Source organism: Indioceanicola profundi (genome assembly GCF_003568845.1).
Classification (GTDB): Bacteria; Pseudomonadota; Alphaproteobacteria; order Azospirillales; family Azospirillaceae; genus Indioceanicola; species Indioceanicola profundi.
This window is the reverse complement of the sequence record NZ_CP030128.1, coordinates 361,772-378,302: the sequence shown is the minus strand read 5'-3', so window position 1 is coordinate 378,302 and position 16,531 is coordinate 361,772. Positions and strand designations below refer to the sequence as shown.

The 16,531-nt window shown below is 63.2% G+C and carries 15 protein-coding genes and 5 pseudogenes; 11 read left to right on the top strand and 9 right to left on the bottom strand.

Annotated features, from left to right (window positions below; genetic code table 11):
• Nucleotides 1-142: 142 nt before the first annotated feature.
• The gene (locus DOL89_RS22970; protein ID WP_119681682.1) at nt 143-1,861 is read right to left on the bottom strand and encodes an MFS transporter; all 1,719 of its coding nucleotides are present in this window, start codon (nt 1,859-1,861) and stop codon (nt 143-145) included.
• A 419-nt stretch (nt 1,862-2,280) separates the two neighbouring features.
• Here DOL89_RS22970 and DOL89_RS22965 point away from each other — a divergent pair.
• From DOL89_RS22965 to DOL89_RS22940, 7 genes and pseudogenes are all read left to right on the top strand, one after another.
• A pseudogene (locus DOL89_RS22965) lies at nt 2,281-2,729 on the top strand (TerC family protein); the annotation flags it as partial.
• A 38-nt stretch (nt 2,730-2,767) separates the two neighbouring features.
• Nucleotides 2,768-3,178, top strand: coding sequence for a transposase (locus DOL89_RS22960; protein ID WP_119681681.1), 411 nt, complete (start codon nt 2,768-2,770; stop codon nt 3,176-3,178).
• Nucleotides 3,178-4,737 carry a zinc ribbon domain-containing protein gene (locus tag DOL89_RS22955; protein ID WP_119681680.1) on the top strand — a complete coding sequence of 520 codons (1,560 nt, stop codon included), beginning with the start codon at nt 3,178-3,180 and terminating at the stop codon, nt 4,735-4,737. Before DOL89_RS22960 ends, DOL89_RS22955 begins: the two co-directional genes overlap by 1 nt.
• An 18-nt stretch (nt 4,738-4,755) precedes the next feature.
• Nucleotides 4,756-5,098 (top strand): annotated as a pseudogene (locus DOL89_RS22950) (TerC family protein); the annotation flags it as partial.
• Between the two features lie 144 nt (nt 5,099-5,242).
• Nucleotides 5,243-5,674, top strand: a pseudogene (locus DOL89_RS22945) (DUF475 domain-containing protein); the annotation flags it as partial.
• Between the two features lie 102 nt (nt 5,675-5,776).
• Complete coding sequence (locus tag DOL89_RS25245) at nt 5,777-6,046, top strand: hypothetical protein (RefSeq protein ID WP_162937465.1); 270 nt, start codon at nt 5,777-5,779, stop codon at nt 6,044-6,046.
• A 95-nt stretch (nt 6,047-6,141) separates the two neighbouring features.
• Nucleotides 6,142-6,552, top strand: a complete 411-nt coding sequence (locus tag DOL89_RS22940; RefSeq protein ID WP_119679206.1) for a hypothetical protein — start codon at nt 6,142-6,144, stop codon at nt 6,550-6,552.
• A gap of 1 nt (nt 6,553) precedes the next feature.
• Here DOL89_RS22940 and DOL89_RS22935 read toward each other — a convergent pair whose 3' ends face one another.
• Nucleotides 6,554-7,495 (bottom strand): IS1595 family transposase, encoded by a 942-nt coding sequence (locus tag DOL89_RS22935; protein ID WP_119679207.1) that lies wholly within the window; start codon nt 7,493-7,495, stop codon nt 6,554-6,556.
• A 69-nt stretch (nt 7,496-7,564) separates the two neighbouring features.
• Here DOL89_RS22935 and DOL89_RS22930 point away from each other — a divergent pair.
• Nucleotides 7,565-8,239, top strand: a pseudogene (locus DOL89_RS22930) (DUF475 domain-containing protein); the annotation flags it as partial.
• 89 nt (nt 8,240-8,328) lie between these two features.
• Here DOL89_RS22930 and DOL89_RS22925 read toward each other — a convergent pair.
• Entirely contained in the window at nt 8,329-8,814 is a 486-nt protein-coding gene (locus DOL89_RS22925; RefSeq protein ID WP_119681677.1) for a VOC family protein, read from the bottom strand.
• Between the two features lie 477 nt (nt 8,815-9,291).
• Here DOL89_RS22925 and DOL89_RS22920 point away from each other — a divergent pair, with 477 nt between their 5' ends.
• Nucleotides 9,292-10,347, top strand: coding sequence for an amidoligase family protein (locus DOL89_RS22920; RefSeq protein WP_162937835.1), 1,056 nt, complete (start codon nt 9,292-9,294; stop codon nt 10,345-10,347).
• Between the two features lie 276 nt (nt 10,348-10,623).
• Here DOL89_RS22920 and DOL89_RS22915 read toward each other — a convergent pair whose 3' ends face one another.
• Nucleotides 10,624-11,409, bottom strand: a complete 786-nt coding sequence (locus DOL89_RS22915) for a recombinase family protein (RefSeq protein ID WP_119681675.1) — start codon at nt 11,407-11,409, stop codon at nt 10,624-10,626.
• Nucleotides 11,410-11,459: 50 nt separating this feature from the next.
• Between DOL89_RS22915 and DOL89_RS22910 the strand changes: the two are divergent.
• Nucleotides 11,460-12,151 (top strand): annotated as a pseudogene (locus tag DOL89_RS22910) (IS6 family transposase); the annotation flags it as partial.
• Between the two features lie 475 nt (nt 12,152-12,626).
• On the opposite strand, the gene DOL89_RS22905 reads toward DOL89_RS22910, so the two are convergent.
• Nucleotides 12,627-13,169: a DUF6647 family protein gene (locus DOL89_RS22905; protein WP_162937834.1), complete on the bottom strand. Its 543-nt coding sequence runs from the start codon at nt 13,167-13,169 to the stop codon at nt 12,627-12,629.
• A 218-nt stretch (nt 13,170-13,387) separates the two neighbouring features.
• Between DOL89_RS22905 and DOL89_RS22900 the strand changes: the two genes are divergently transcribed.
• The gene (locus DOL89_RS22900) at nt 13,388-14,056 is read left to right on the top strand and encodes a prepilin peptidase (protein ID WP_119681673.1); all 669 of its coding nucleotides are present in this window, start codon (nt 13,388-13,390) and stop codon (nt 14,054-14,056) included.
• A gap of 9 nt (nt 14,057-14,065) precedes the next feature.
• Here the strand turns inward: DOL89_RS22900 and DOL89_RS22895 are convergent, their stop codons facing one another.
• The 4 genes from DOL89_RS22895 to gspL are packed head-to-tail and all read right to left on the bottom strand — an operon-like array spanning nt 14,066 to nt 16,522.
• Nucleotides 14,066-14,572, bottom strand: a complete 507-nt coding sequence (locus tag DOL89_RS22895; protein ID WP_119681672.1) for a hypothetical protein — start codon at nt 14,570-14,572, stop codon at nt 14,066-14,068.
• Nucleotides 14,569-15,267, bottom strand: coding sequence for a type II secretion system protein N (gspN, locus tag DOL89_RS22890; protein ID WP_119681671.1), 699 nt, complete (start codon nt 15,265-15,267; stop codon nt 14,569-14,571). The genes DOL89_RS22895 and gspN overlap by 4 nt, the downstream gene beginning before the upstream one ends.
• Nucleotides 15,267-15,734 carry a type II secretion system protein GspM gene (gene gspM, locus DOL89_RS22885; protein WP_119681670.1) on the bottom strand — a complete coding sequence of 156 codons (468 nt, stop codon included), beginning with the start codon at nt 15,732-15,734 and terminating at the stop codon, nt 15,267-15,269. Before gspM ends, gspN begins: the two co-directional genes overlap by 1 nt.
• A complete protein-coding gene (gene gspL / locus DOL89_RS25730; protein WP_263973610.1) occupies nt 15,731-16,522 on the bottom strand; it encodes a type II secretion system protein GspL in 792 nt (263 codons plus the stop codon). The genes gspM and gspL overlap by 4 nt, the downstream gene beginning before the upstream one ends.
• Between the last annotated feature and the right edge of the window lie 9 nt (nt 16,523-16,531).

Here is a 16,531-nt window from a genome sequence, read left to right as displayed (position 1 = left end):
CAAAATCCCAGGCGCGCTCCAGGGCCATGATGATGCCGCCTCTTCGGGAGTTGGCAAAGACCAGATGAGGTTCGGTGGCTCATATAAGCAAGGGCGGGCGGGTCATTACCCGCCCGCCCCTGCCTTGTCGCGGAAAACCGCGTCAGTCTTGCGCGTAGATATCGACGTCCTTGGTTTCCTTCACGAACAGCAGGCCGATTACGAAGGTGATCGACGCGATGATGATCGGGTACCAGAGGCCGGAGTAGATATCGCCGGTGGCCGCCACGATGGCGAAGCTGGTGGTAGGCAGGAAACCGCCGAACCAGCCATTGCCGATGTGGTAGGGCAGCGACATGGAGGTGTAGCGGATGCGGGTTGGGAACATCTCGACCAGCATGGCTGCGATCGGGGCGTAGACCATGGTGACATAGATGACCAGTACGGTCAGAAGCGCCACCACGGCAATGGTATTCACCTGGGCCGGATCCGCCTTGGGCGGGTAGCCGGCCGTGCTCAGCGCATCGCTCAGCGACTTTTCGAAATCTGCGCCGGCGCTGGCCGGGTCGACCGGGGCCGCACTGTGGGCGGGCCCGTGCAGGCTGACCTCGGTCTTGCTGGCCTGGCCTGTCGCGTCATAGGACGGGATCACCGTCTGGCCCACGCTGACCTGGGCCACCGTGCCGGCAGGAGCCTCTTCGTTGCTATAGGGGATTCCCCGCTTCACCAGGGCTGCCTTGGCAATGTCGCAGCTCGAGGTGAATTTGGAAGTTCCCACCGGATTGAACTGGAAAGAGCATTCCTCCGGGTTTGCCCTGACTACCACGGGGGAGGTGTCGACGGCGCGCTCCAGGGCCGGGTTGGCGAAGTGGGTGATGCCCTTGAAAATCGGAAAGTAGGTCAGGACGGCCAAGGCCATGCCGGCCAGGATGATCGGCTTGCGGCCAATACGGTCGGACAATGAGCCGAACAGCAGGAAGAAGGGGGTGCCGATCAGCAGGGAGGCGGCAATCATCAGATTGGCTGCCTGCGCGTCAACCTTGAGCGTCTGGGTCAAGAAGAACAGCGCGTAGAACTGGCCCGTGTACCAAACCACCGCTTGACCGGCGACCAGCCCGAACAGGGCCAGCAGAACCACTTTCAGGTTCGGCCAATGCCCGAAGCTCTCGGTCAGCGGCGCCTTGGAGTGCTTGCCCTCCTCCTTCATCTTTTTGAAGGCCGGGCTCTCGTTCAGCATCAGGCGAATCCACACGCTGATGCCAAGCAATACGATCGAGACCAGGAACGGAATGCGCCAGCCCCAGGCATTGAAATCCTCCGCTGGCATGGAGAGGCGGCAGCCCAGGATGATGAGCAGGGACAGGAACAGGCCCAGCGTCGCCGTGGTCTGGATCCAGGAGGTATAGGCGCCGCGACGGCCGTGGGGCGCGTGCTCGGCCACGTAGGTGGCAGCACCGCCATATTCACCGCCCAGTGCCAACCCCTGCAAGAGGCGCAGCACGATAAGGATGATCGGGGCGGCGATGCCGATGGTCGCGTAGTTGGGAAGGATGCCCACGATGAAAGTAGAGACACCCATGATCAGGATGGTGACCAGGAAGGTGTATTTGCGTCCGATCATATCGCCGAGACGGCCAAAGACCAGGGCGCCGAACGGGCGTACGGCGAAACCGGCCGCGAAGGCCATCAGTGCAAAGATGAAAGCGGCCGTGGGATTGACCCCCGAGAAGAACTGGGCCGCGATGATCGCCGACAGCGAACCGTAGAGATAGAAATCATACCATTCGAATACAGTGCCCAATGAGGAGGCGAAGATGACCCGCTTCTCCTCCCGGGTCATGGGCGAGACGGCAGGCGCCCCCCCGACAGCTATGTTTGCCATGTTTCCTCCCGGTCTCATATTTTGAACCGCCGTACGCCTGGACGCGGCGGAGCCGGGTGGTCCGGCATTGGCTGCGGCGTACTCCGTGGCGCCAGCATCCTGTGCTGCAGCTCAAAGCACAGCCCCGACCTTGGTCGGGGGCACCGCTTGCGTCTTTTCGAAAACCGTTCTCGCCACGGAGGCTGCTAAGGGGGTTCGCATCCAGATACTCAGGCGCGCACCGCGGACCCGAGTTCCGCACTGCGAAGTGTCAGCGATCGCGGCCTGCGCAGGTGGGATTGCACAGCCACCAACTTCTTGTGACCGACTAAACGAATACCAGCCGGGCATGCGGCAGGGTGTGACCATCATCCACTTGCGCGCTTTCCGCTCCTCCGACATTACAATCGTCATCGTGGTTTTCAGGAGACGCGGAAGACATGGACTACATTCTTGCCCTGGCCGCGGACCCCGCCGCATGGATTGCGCTGGCGACCTTGATTGCCATGGAGGTGGTGCTGGGGATCGACAATCTGATCTTCATCTCAATCCTCACCAACAAGCTGCCGGAGCACCAACGGGAAAAGGCACGCCGGTTGGGGATCGGGGCGGCGCTGCTGCTCAGGCTCGCTCTCCTGAGCACGGTCGCCATCATTGTCGGGCGACGGCTCCCGTGTTCGAACTCTTCGGGCACGGCTTCTCGTGGCGGGACCTCATCCTGATCGCCGGCGGACTGTTCCTGGTCTGGAAGGCGACCAAGGAGATCCACCACAATGTGGATCCCGACCCGGTACCGGATCTGTTCGACACCGCCCCCGCCAGTTTGGGCATGACCGCAGCCATCGAGCAGATCCTGGTGCTCGATCTGGTATTCTCCATCGGGACTATCGCCTTGACTAATGCGATCCCCAGTTCTATGTACAAAGCATGAACGAAGCGGCTCTCTCCCTGCGCGACTTCAACCGGCTTTTTCCCGACGAAGAGGCCGCTCGCGCTTGGTTCGAGGACTCTCGTTGGCCGGCTGGCCCGGTGTGCCCGGCCTGCGGATCGGTCTCCGATGCCTATTGGCTGAAGTCGGTGCGGCGCTGGCACTGCAAGGGCTGCACGCGCCAGTTCACGGTGACGGCGGGCACGCCGATGCACCGCACCCACCTGCCGCTTCTGGTCTGGGCGCAGGCCATCTACCTGATCATCGTGTCCAGCAAGGGCATCTCCGCCGTGAAGATGGCCGAGATGCTGGGCGTATCCTACGAGACGGCGTGGCATCTCGGTCATCGGATCAGGGCCATGATGGCGGAACGCAACCCGCAGCTGTCGGGCATCGTGGAAGCAACCTGATGTCCCGGACCAAGTCTGCGCATCTGCCTGTCATGCGAACCGACCTGCTCCCGTCCAACATGACGGCGAGCAAGGAGGCAGCAGTTCTGGCCCTGCTGCGGGCCTATCGGGCTGGTGCGGTGCTGCTCGGCCGCGAGCAGTGGCGGCTGTTTTTCGAGACGGGCCGGTTCGACAGGAATCACGACTTGGACAAGGTAACCTTCGCCGCCGTCATCGGCGCGGCTAACCGGGTCCAAATGTGCCGCTATCAGGTCGTGGGGCAGTTGCAGGGCTGGGTGAGCAACCGGGCCAACGAGTTCCGCGATACGGTGAACGCCAGCAGCCTGCCGTCCGACACCAAGCACATGCTTCACACCATCAACCGCGCGGGCGCTTGGTTCTCCCGCACGGACGTGGTGATGAAGGGAACGGGCGAGATCATTTCCGCCGCCGTGCGCAAGCTGGCCCGCAACATCATGCACCACTGCATGGACAGGCACCGTCGCCCGGACCTGTCCTGCATCTCCATGCGGCTGGACCACCGGGCGGGCTCCATTGCTAAGCCCGTAAAGGCGATGCAGGGCGGCCGGGTCGGCTGGTGGGTCAGCCTCTCCACCATGGAGAAGGGCCGGAGGATCTCGGTTCCACTGCTGACCTACGCCTACCACGACAAACGCCCAGGCCGCGCCACGAACGGAATCCAGGTCAACGAGCGGGACGACCGGCTGACCTTCGGCGTGATCACCGATATGGGCGAGGCGTGCGCCAAGGGCCGCGCCGCCTATGAAGGATCGGGCGTGATTGCCTTGGACTTCGGCTTGTCCACGCTGTTCGCCACGTCCGAAGGACAGTTGCTCGGCCAGGGCTGGCTCAAGCAACTCCGGCGCTACGACAGCTTGATCTCCATGATCGCCGCCAGCCAGCAGCGCGCCGGGCGTAAACCCCGTGACAGCAAACGCTACCGCGCCTTCGTCGAGGACGTGCGCGGGTTCCTGCGCACTGAGATCGGGCGCGTGCTGAACAAGTTGGTGGCCGACGGCAAGCCCGCAGAACTGGTGCTGGAGCGTCTGGACTTCCGGCACACGGATCTGTCCCGCCGCCTGAACGCCATCCTGCGCAACTGCGGACGATCGATCATCGAAGCCAAGCTGGCGGACTTGAAGGACCGATTTGGCATTGTGTCCACGGAAGTGAATCCGGCCTACAGCAGCCAGACCTGTTCCTGTTGCGGCTATGTGGACAAGCGCAATCGCCCATCGCAAGGCGTCTTCAAGTGCCTGTGGTGCGGGAACACAATGCACGCCGACCTCAATGCGACAGCCAACATCGAAGCGCGCCGTGCGCGCCCCCATGGTTGGCTGTTCCAGAGCAAGGCTGCGGTCCTTGCCGACCTCGTGCGCGGGTTCGGTGAGCGACGGGTCAGGGCATTACGCTCTGACCGATCCGGGAGCAGGGGTGCCCCCGCCGACCCACGCCTGACCAATCCCTACTTCGGTGGGGTGAAGCCAGTCGTGGTGAGGTCCACCGGAAGCCGCAAGGTTTCCAAATCGCCGAAAACTCGAGCCCTTGTGGCTGCCTGAGTTAAAGCGCTAGTGCCCTTCTCCATCGACAGCATCATCACAGCCGTAGGCATGACCGATCACGTGCCGATCATGATCATCGCTGTGCTTGTCACGGTGGCCGTGATGCTGCTTGCTGCCACACCACTCGCCAACTTCATCCAGGCGAACCCGACTGTGGTCATGCTGGCACTTGGATTTCTGCTGCTGATCGGCAACCACGTTGATCGCGGAGGGGTTCGGAGCGCATGTTCCCAAAGGCTACATCTATGCCGCCATGGCCTTCTCGGCTCTGATCGAGGTGTTGAACATGTTCTCAAGGCGAGCTCGCAAGCGGAAGGTCGCTGCCAACCGTTCAATCCCCGAGGCGCCGCCCCAGTAAGTGCAAAAATCCGGCATCATTGCGCCAGTCGCCGGACCTCATGCGCTCCGGCGGCTTCGTTCATAGTCGCTGCATCGGTGTTCATGACCGTTGCTGTCCCGGTTCGGCCTTGCCCCAAGCGGTAGAACGCCAGGAGCCATCCAGATGAATTCCCTTAGATACTACTATTGGTCATTCCTGTTCACGGCCTTCTGCCTGATCGCTGCCGGCGCCCTTGGCTATGTGGAAAGCGGGACAGTCGGCGGCATACTCAGCGTGCTGTTCATCTGCAGCGTGCTCGGCATTCTCGAGGTATCGCTCAGCTTCGACAATGCACTGGTCAATGCCAAGATACTGAAGGACATGGACGAGGTCTGGCGGCGGCGCTTCCTGACCTGGGGCATTCTGATCGCGGTGTTTGGGATGCGGATCGTCTTCCCCATCCTCATCGTCGCAATTGCCGCAAAGCTGGGTCCGATCGACGCGATCACACTGGCAGCAACCCAACCCGACGAATATTCGCGCATTCTGCACGATGCACATACCGGTATCGCGGCCTTTGGCGGCACCTTCCTGCTCATGGTCGGCCTGAAATATTTAAGGCTTATCCCGTTCCGTCCGGTGAACCCAACCCATAGAATCGCTTGACATTCGATTGCATTGTACATACATTGGGTTACGCCAACACGGAGGTGTTCCATGCGTCAGTCAGTCACCATGCGGCTTGATCCCAGCGTGTTGAGTGCGGCCCGCAACAAGGCAACGCACGATAACCGCAGCCTCACGAATTACGTAGAAACGCTCATGCGGAAAGACCTTCAGATGCGACCCGATGAGCCTTCAATCGAAGTTATCGCGCCGCCCGACATCCGCCGGGCCGTTGCTGTTCCATTGCCGGGCGAGACCGAAGAAGAACGTCAGCGCCGTGACGCGATCTTCCATGCGGTGCTCGATGCTGGCGGCTACTGATGCAGCCGCCCTTTGAGCCTCGTCAATTCGTCTGGTGTCAGTTCCCCTACTCTGAAGAACCCCTTCGGCCGGGACCCGATGAGCATGTTGGATATGTGGCCGACATCCGGCGGATCGACGGCAACGCCCACTTAACGGTCATGTCTCTCTACACGACGACCACCAAATGGGAACCTGGTGTGCGGCTTCCTCTCGGCGTAATCCCCGTCGATCCCGCATTGGCCGCGAAGATGAACCAGAAGGGGTTCGTCATGGACGCGCGGCGAGTTGCTTTCATTCCCGTGAACAACGGGTTCTTCCCTCGTTTGAAGAACCCGGACAAGGGTATCGTTCACACGGCGTCGCTGAAGTTTCATACGCTCGTAGAGAACACGCTGATGGAATTGGCAAAACGCCCGGAACTTATCATCAAGCTCGGGCCTGATGTACCGGGAATGGCACGTCGCCCCTCACGCTCTCAACGAGATGAGGATAGTGGTCCGTCGGGTCCATCTGGCATGTTCTAGCTCAAGCCACTCTGGCCCTGATGTCGTCGTAGGTCGCTGGTCCAACCGCCACGCCAATCCCAATCAGTCGCTCGAAGGCCGAGCGGTAGCTGTGACGCCGGTTCCAGCGAAACACGAACTCGTTCAGATAGGCGTCCAGATACTTCCGCCGGAAGCCATGGAAGACGCCGATACCCCAGCGTTTCAGGTTCGAGAAGACGCGATGAATCCACGGCATGATGATGTGTGCAGCCATCTTGCCGATGACGCGCGGCGTGTGATCGAAGCCGTTCAGCCCGTAGTAGCTCTTGTTGTCATCGGTCCAGATGTGGCTACCGCCCTCGATGTGGTCTTGAATGAAGCCTTTCAAGGTCTCGCCTCGATAGTCCGGGATGACCTTCAGCCTGATGCGGCCGGGCTTGTTGCCCGCCTCCAGTTCGACAGCACCGACGACGGCGATCTTGCCGATGGGGCTCCGGCCCTGGCCGCCGCCGATGGGGTCGTCGAGCGTGCGGAAGGGCAGTGTCGTCTCATCGACCTCGACATCGCCGGACAACATCGTGCGGTCAGGATCGATCATGGCCCGGCGCAGCTTGTGCAGCAGCAGCCAGGCCGTCTTATAGGAGCCGAGATCCAGCTTTGCCTGTAGCTGGAGGGCGGACATCCCGTTCGAGTGCGTCGCCATCAGGTGTGCCGCCAGAAACCATGTGCGCAGCGGCACCTTGGTGCCGTGCATGAAGGTTCCGGCCGTCACGGAAGTTTGCTGCCCGCAATCTCGGCATTCCCAGGTCCATCGCTTGGTCTGGAGCTTCCACCCGCAAACGGAGGCGCACTCCGGGCAGATGAAGCCATCAGGCCAGCGGCGCTGCTCCAGATAGGCGGCGCAAGCGTCGTCATCCGGGAACCGGTCCTTGAAGGATTGGAGCGATGGCGGCCGGTTCGTGCTGTTCCAACGGGCTGGCATAGCCAAAGCCTGCAATTCCCGGCGCGGAGAGTCAATCAGCCTGCCGAGGTCATCCGACTAGGGATGGTGGGCACCGGAAGGAACGGGATAAGCCTTAAATATTTCTTCGATTCCGACAAGGACATCCACTGGATCGCGGTGATTGAACGCAAATTGACGGCCTTCGGCAGGATTGAGGCAATCGAAATAGGTCTAGCCTTGCTGCTGATCTACGGCTTTTCCCGTCTGACCCCGCCAGAAGAGGCCTATACCTTTATCGTTGCGGGTATCTTCGGCCTGCTGACCTATATCGCGGTCGAGGGGCTGGGCAGTGTATTTGAAACCAGCGAGGAAACGATCGAAGCCGCGAAGCGCTCGGGCTTCGCATCCTTCCTATATCTCGAAGTCCTAGATGCGTCGTTCAGCTTCGACGGCGTGATCGGTGCCTTCGCCCTGTCCAACAATCTGTTCATCATCGCGCTGGGGCTTGGCATCGGCGCCATGTTCGTACGCTCAATGACCATTCACATGGTCGAGATGAACACGCTAAGTAAGTTCCGCTACTTAGAGCACGGGGCCTTCTGGGCCATCCTGGCTTTGGCGCTGATCATGTTCCTACAGGTCTATGTCCATATCCCTGAGGTCATCACGGGCCTGATCGGCGCCATGATGATCGGGTTGTCTCTCTGGTCGTCTATCCGGTACCAGCGTACGGAGGCGTCAGGAAGCTCAGGCCTCATCGCCGAGGTTGACCAACAGATGTGAGATTCCTGGATAGAAGCCCGGTGGACGCAGTTTCATACCTCCCATAGACCCCGGACCAAACCCGGGGTCAGGGCCACATGGTCGTCAGGCTATGCCGATCCGGTCACCGCAGCTTCAAGCACGGCGATATCGATCTTCTTCATGGTCATCATCGCCTCCATCGCGCGTTTGGCCTTGGTGCGGTCGGAACTGGCCATCAGGTCCATCAGACGCTTCGGCGTGATCTGCCAGGAAAAGCCCCACCGGTCCTTGCACCAGCCGCAATCGCTCTCGGTGCCGCCGTTGCCGACAATTGCGTTCCAGTAACGGTCGGTCTCTTCCTGATCTTCGGTCAGCACCATGAAGCTGACAGATTCATTCGCTTTGAAGTTTGGGCCGCCATTCAGGCCCAGGAACGACTGGCCAAGGACGGTGAACTCGACCGTCAGCTCGTTGCCTTCCTCACCGCCGGGATAATCGGCCGCGGCCGCGTTCACCCGGCCGACATGGCTGTCTGGAAAGGTGGCGGCATAGAACTCTGCCGCCTTGCGCGCGTCGCCGTGGTCGAACCACAGGCAGGTCACGAGCTTCTTCATTCCCAATCTCCTTGCTTCTTGGGGTTGCTTGCGCCGCTTCAAAGAATCCAGACCGTAGCAATTCAACGGTTCAGTCAGTGTTCATCAGCATGCCCGGGGATGCAGCCCTCGTGCTGACGAGCGTGTCGTCGCGTGAGTGGTTCTCGATGATCCTCATCTCTCGATGCATTGTTACCCAAGGACGAACGGCTGGCGACCTTCCCGACACCGACCCAAAAATTTCCGGCCAGTACACCACTGGCGCGTTCTCCCGGCGCCTGCCTCAGCCACGGTTTGATTGTCGCCGATCCTATGTACATGGCCGGAACTTCACAGCACATGATCGTCTGTTCAGCCCGGCTTGAAGCCGTCACGCCCAGCAACCAGATGTGTGACATGGGGTCCGGGCCCCTCTGGCAGTCAGAACCTGACTGTGATGTCGGACTCTTCCACCTGATGCGCACGCGGCATGCGCTTTGGTTTTGGGAGATGTCTCGGATGCCTTCCTCCGATGTGCAGAGTCCGGTTTTCGAAGCTTCTCCGCCGCTCAAGACGGCAATCCTGGCCCCGCTGGATAGGGCAGACAATATTCGCGCCACCCGGCGTGTCGGCGTTGAGGTTGAATTTACCAGCCTGGGCGCCAGGGCTGCGGCTTATGCCTTGACCACTGCTTGGGGCGGAACTGTCGAGAGGGAGGACGCCCAGGCCTATGTCGCGCGTGGCACTGCGCTTGGCGATCTTGCTGTTGAACTTGATGTCCGGCATCTGCACCCCAAACGGCACCCGGCCGTGCGCCTGCCCCAACTAGGGGAACAGCTAGCTGCTGTAGCAGGATGGATGCTCCATCGCTTGGTTCCGTGCGAACTGATCACCGCACCACGCCCGGTGGATAGGCTAACGGATGTCGATCTCGCTTGTGCTGCCCTCCGCCGCGCGGGTGCTCGTGGAGCAGGAGCGACAGCCTTTGCTTCGCTTGGCATGCATCTCAATATCGAGGCCCCTTGCCTGGAGGCCGGCTATCTCACCGCCGTGTTGAAGGCCTATCTCTTGCTGGAAGCGTGGCTGCGCCGTGAAACACAGCCAGCCAAGCAGGTTTGGGCGCCTCATCGCCCCCAGCGCTTTCCGCACGCCTATGTCCGCCAGGTGATCGCACCGGATTACTGGCCGGACATGGATCGCTTCATACGTGACTATCTCACCGCCAACCCGACCCGCGACCGCGGCCTTGATTTCCTGCCGCTTCTTCTCCACCTCGACGAGGCCCAAGTGAGATCGCGCCTGCCCTATGAAAAGATCGGGGCGCGGCCTGCTTTTCACTACCGGCTTCCCCTCGCCTATGTGGGCGATCCAGCATGGAGCATCAGGCCAGACTGGACTCGCTGGCTTGCGGTCGAGGTACTGGCGGACGACCCTGAGAAGCTAATGGCGCTTGGCGAGCTGTATCTGTGCTTTCAGGGAACGTCGGATGCCTGGGCCGATATGGTCATGCCGGACGAAACCAGCAGGCCTTGTTCAGAACCGAAAAACTGGTCTCCAACAGCCGGGACCTCGTAGGCGCCGGCTATTCAGCAGCCTTAAGCGCTTCGCCAGGCGCCCTTGCCGTCCCGACGCCCTCAGCTATGGCCCGGACCAGCCTCAATCTTCGGCCAGCGCCGACAAGCACCTCACGCGGACCGCTTGGCAGAACCTGGCCTGCAGCCCGCCTGCCATGAAAACGGGGCAGTACCTGTAGAGAACCGCGCCGGAAAAGGCCTGTGCTGGGTCCGGCCGAACGGATGACCTCCGTGACAAGGCCGTCACCGCTCCATCGCAAAGGCGGCTGACCAGCCCTCACGCAGGCTCCGCCTCCCGCACCAGCCCCTGCTCCTTGGCGCGGTCCAGCAGGTTCTTGACCGACGAGCGGCTCCAGCGCAATCCGCCGCGCGGCGTGCGCTGCCCCATGCTCTGGAGCCGGCGCGCAATGCCGTCCAACGTGAGGCCGGGTTCCAGGCGCGCCAAGCCGGCCACCATGAGCACCAGGTCGTCACTGTCAACACGCTTGGGCGCCGCAGCGAGCACGTCCTGGGGGACCAGACCCGCCGCCGCCAGCCGGCGCACAGCCCGGATCAGGCTGTTGGGCGTCCATGGCTTGCGATCCCACGGCCGGATTTGGCCCGAAGCATTCAAGGCGCGCACCACCTGATCCCAGGCCGCGGCCGGCCGAAGCGCCTCCACCATTGGCAGGAACTCCTGCGCGTGGGCGATGACGAGGTCGTCCCGGGCCACCGCCCTCCCCTGCCGCACCTTCTCCAGAGCCGCAGGGTCGCGCCGGCGCAGTCCCGGATTGCCGGGCGCCTTTCCCCTGGCCACGGCCGCTCTGAGCCCGGCGATGGAGCGCTCCCGGATCAAGGCCCGTTCCAGTTCGGCTGCCGCACCCAGGACCTGCAGGGCAAAGCGCCCTTGCGGGCTGGTGGTGTCGATCGGGTCGCCCAATGACTTGAAGGTGACGCCGCGCTGCTCCAGCCCGTCGATCACCTCCGCCAAGTGAAACAGCGAGCGCGCCAGCCGGTCGATGCGGGCCAGCACCAGCGTGTCGCCCCTCTTCAGGCTGGCCAGGACCTTGGCTAGCACCGTCATGTTGACTGCGGACGTTGTTCCGAGCGCCCGGTCCGGGCGTTAGGAGCGGCATGACGACCCGTTCCGATCTGATGTACGCCGGCTACCGCTTTCCTGGTGAGGTGATCAGCTGCGCGGTATACTTATATTCTCGCGCTCTGCTGAGCCTGCGCATGGTCGAGGAAATGCTGGCGCTGCGCGGGATCGTTATCAGCCATGAGACGATCCCGCGCATGGGCACTCAAGTTTGGCCAGCAGATCGCCAATCGCATCCGACAACGGCGTCTGGCCCGCGGCGACACGTGGAACCTCGACAAGGCCGTCATTAGTATCGCAGGCAGGAAGCACTGTCTCTGGCGCGCCGTGGACCAGGACGGCTTAGTGCTCGACGTCCTCGTCCAGAGGCGTCGAAATACTGCCGCCAAGCGGGCGTTGCGCAAGTTGCTGAAGAGGCAGGGCTGGGCGCCGCGAGTGATGGTCTCGAACAAGCTGGCCAGCTACGCCACGGCGAAGCTGGCCGTGATGCCCTGTGTCGAACACCGACAGCGAAAAGGGCTGAAAAAGGGCCAAGAACAGCCACCAGCCTCCCCGACGACGGAAACGGATGATGAAGTGCTTCACATCAACAGGCCAGGCGCAGCGATTCCTGTCTCTCCACGACCAAGTTGCGAACCTCCTCCGCCATCCCGCTTATCTCTCCAATACGGACCATCACTGCCATCGGGTTCAAACTTTCCGGACCTGGACCGCGGTGACCGGTGCGGCCTTCGCGGTCCGAGAGAGAACGCACCAGCCCACTTTGCGACCGACGACCGGCAAGTTGACGGCGCTGCTGGAGATCAAGGTGGAGGCACGCCCGCCAGCGGAATGGGGACGGCAGATATTTTCTCCTCACATTACTGATTCCAGCCCAAGGTAGGGATGAGGATTTAGCCTCTATCCCACTACAAGCGAGTAGAACATCCAGCCGGTGTCTGTTTCCGATCTGTGCGCGAGAAGCAGGAGGTTGGGCAGTACCTATTGGACGCCTGTCTTTGAATCCCGCCCAAACCCGTATCTGGCAAGCTGAAAATCTTAATTTAGTCCAGAATGGACCGCTAAGGCTTACTTCTCCCGATCCGCTTGGGTTAAGCTGTTCTCGCTCTTGATCGTTTTCTCCGGTGACGATCATGGCCAGGCAGGAGTCGGTAATCTCGCAACTGACTCCTGCCATCCTCTGGGATCAAAAGAGTTCCCGTTCAGTGACCTGATGCAGCGGCCTCTCGGATATTCCGACAGCGGCTATTCTGCGATATGAAACCGTCTGAGAAGGCGGGCGCATGCCCCATCATGACCAACCACTCATTCTGCAACTGGTACGCTTCCCGCTCCCGTGCTGCAGGGCAGGGATAGATCCGGCCGGACATGTGTTGGACATGATGTACCAGTTCATGGATCAAAAATCCCATATCCCAGCTGCTTCCTTCATCAAAGCCGGCCTGATCAAGGATGATCAATCCTGGCACGTAGGCAGCCTGGATGGTTGAGCGTCGGTCCAGCGAGGCGTGGATCATCTGTGTGTTGGTATGCTCGTAAAGGGCAGCGCGGCTGATCAGGATCTTGGGCATCTCTGGAACAGGCGCAGCCAGCTGATCCGCCACCCAGGCCAGTTGGAGCCGATAAGTGTCGGGCGACAGCAGGCGTTCCTGCCATCCGGCAGAACAGCCTACCGCCAGGATCAGCGTGATGCCGGCACCGCATAGAGCGAGGCGCGATCCCGTCGCGAGCTGCGGTTTTTTCATGGCGCACCTCCCCCACTTTCGGAGCGGGCCGGTCATGCCGCCCGCTTCCACCTTTTTGTTCTAACAATGCGCACGATCCTCAAAGCTTAACAATAATCCAAGGGACAGCGGGTGACCTATTCCGGGTGTCGACTGGGCGAGCCGCGTGGACCGCGAATAAGGTGACAGGTGCAATCCCCCGGAGTATTCCCTCTCCGTCACCTCGCCGGACTGCGACAATGCCCCTGCTTTCCCCGTCGGTGCTGCCGGCCATCGCCATGATCCTTGCCGTGCTGCTGGGCATGGCGGCCGGTCCTGTCGGCCGGCATCTGGCAGGGTGCGCGGAAGCGGGGCCGCAAGGGTGGCGCAAGCTCCTCCCCGTCGCGGCGGTGCTGGCGCTGTCGGCGCATGCGCTACTGGTTCTGCCGTCCGCCCAGGCGCTGCCGGCCGTTATTCTGGCGGCCGTGCTGGTGGCGATTGCGGAGGCGGATCTGGAAACCATGCTGATCCCGGACGCGCTCAGCCTGCCGCTGATCCCGCTCGGCCTGTTGCTGACGGCGGCCACGGCGCCCGATGGACAGGCATGGCCAGCGCTGGCGCTGCACGGCATTGCCGCGGCTGCGGGATATCTGCTGGTCTGGGGTCTTGCGCTGCTGTGGCGGCGGATGCGCGGCATCGATGCCATCGGCCTTGGCGATGCCAAGCTTCTGGCCGCAGCAGGCGCCTGGGTGGGGCCGGCGGGATTACCCGGCGTCCTGCTCTATGCAAGCGTGGCGGGCCTTCTGGCAGCGCTGATCTGGCAGGGTCTCAAGGGAGGCCGGCTACAGGCGGGGATGGCGATTCCCTTCGGCCCCTTCCTGGCACTGGGGTTCTGGCTGGTCGCGATCCATGGCCCGGCGGGGCTGTGAACCGGCGCGTCAGCCCGGCTCGCAACCGATCAGCCCGGCCACGGGCATGACATGCGACCAGCCATCCGCATCGCGCAGGTCCAGCACCCCGCGCGGCACCAACGCACCGCCCACCAGATCGGGCCGGCGCTCGAATTCCAGGGTCAGGCCGATCTCCGCCCCCTCGCCCTTGAAGGTTTGACGGGGAAACTGGCCAAAGACGGGGTCGCCCTCCGCCGATGCGCGGAGCAGATCGACGATGCGCCCATCCATGGCGATCCGTGCGCCGCCATCGCGGCCGGCCCCGAACAGCACCAGCCGGGCAGGCACCGTCCTGCCCCAGAGGAACAGGCCGCACTGCCCCGCCGCCAATCGTTGCGGCGGCAGCTCGCCAAGGCGCGTGTCCGGGTTGATCGGCGCAGGGCTTCCGGCAGCGGCGGCTTCCCTGGCCGGCTGCAGCTGGGCGGCACAGGCCTGGAGCAGCGTGGCTGCAAGCATCAGTGCCGCAAGCGTGCCTTGCCGGCGCTCCATCTTCATGATCCCGAATCTCCTGTTTCCGCCGAGCTGAAGGTCAAGGCGCTGCCCTCCGCCCTGAATCCCGCTGCCTGGAGAACTCTTTTCAGCTCCGGCCCCGCCTGTTCCACCCGGATACGCGGCCGGTTCAGCGCATCGGGCTCCAGCTCAAGGGTGGCGGAAATTGGCCCATCGGCCGCCTGCCCTGCAAGGGCAAGATGCAGCGCGCCGTCGCGGCAGGACAATGGGCCGGACAGGTCCGGCGCATTCCGCCCCGCCAGCGGTAGCTCCAGCCGCAACATGGCCTGCCCTTCTCCTTCTACGCAGCCCGCCTGCGACAGGTCCAGACTTGCCCGCTCGATCTCCACCACGCCCGGAACCGGCACTGCCGGAAGCAGAGCGCCGATCGCGCCGCTGAGACGCAGATCGCTGATATGAGCCTGCCCCAGACCGGGCATCAGCCGGCCATCGGCCGCCAGCTCCCGCCCGTCCAACCGCCAGCGCCATCCCGTGCCGGCGAAGGCCAGCCGGATATCGCCGAGCGGGCGGCCTTGGAACGTGACGCCGCGCAGGCTGCCCTGCCATATCGTGCCCTGCACCTCCGCGACGCGGATGCCCGGCGGGGCGGCAAGGTTCAGCGCCGCCGCCAATGGCAGCCGGGCGATGACGAAGCCGGCCAGGGCCAGCAGGAATACCAGAACTAGCGTGCGCAACCTCATCACCCGTTCCCCGCACCGAACAGGATCTGCGCCCGCACGGTGGCATTGTCGTCGTTGGCGCGGACGGAGGCGCGCCGTACCTCCAGCCCATGATCCGCCTGCAACCTGCCGAGCCAGCGGTGCAGCTCGTCCGCCTTCACCTCATCCATCCAGACCGACAAGCCGTCCTGGCCCGGCTCCAGCCGCGTCAGGGTAAGGTTGGCCTCCCGCGCCGTGCGGATCACCGTGCCTCGCGGATCATCCGTTGCCGGAACACTGGCCTGCGCCTGCTGACCGGCCCGGCTTGCGGCCGCCTGCACATCCGCCAGGATCAGCCGCGCTGCATCGCGCGCCCGCACGGCCTGGTCCTGCGCCCGGTCCAGCGGCAGCCAGACAAGCTGCACCGCCGCCAGCACGATCCCGGCCGTCAGCAAGGCCAGAAGCAGAATCCGCTCCCGCGGGGTACGCCCCTCCCACCAGGCGTTCATATCCGGGCTCCTTCAGCAAGCGTGAGGGTGATGGTGGCCAGGGTCCGGTCGCCCTCCTGCCGCGCCCCGCCTTCGGTCAGCTCGCCGCCGGCCTGCCCGATGGCGGCGCGCAGCCGCTCCATCTCCACGTAGGAGAGATAGCTCACCTCGACCGCCAGCCCGGCCCGGCCCGGTTCGAACCGCAGGCTCTTCACCGCCACGCCCGGCAGGTCCTGCAAGCCGGAGAATAAGAGCTGCGACAGGCGCAGATAGGCGTCCCCGCCGCTCTGCTGTTCCACCAGCCGCGCCCGCGCCTGGGCCCGCAGATTGACGATGCGGCTGGTGTCAGGGAAAGCCTGGCGGAACACCGTTTCCGCCTGCTGTTCCAGGGCCGCGGCCTCGCTTTCCAGCCGCCAGGCGGAAATGGCGGTGATGCCGAGATGCAACCCTGCCGCCACAGCCGCCATGGCCGCCGCCCGCCGCCACAGAAGCAGCGACGACCCGTCCACCCGCCGCTGGCGGAACCGGCCCTGGAACAGATCCAGCGGCCGGTTGCGGCCCTGCATGCGGCCCAAGGCCAAGCGGCAGAAGGCCGGCCCGTCGAGGGCTGGCAGCCGATCCACGGCCAGACCCGCCGGCAGCGGCATCTCATCCCCATAAAGCGTCACATGCTCCACCCCCGCCAGCACGCCCGGCAGCAGCAGGGGCAGCAGCTCCCGCTCCGCGGCGAAGCGGGCGGCCGGCGTGCAGACCAGCACATAGCCTCCCCGGTCCAGCAGAAGGGCAGCGCCCTCCTGCGGTTCGGGCAGCGCGCTGTC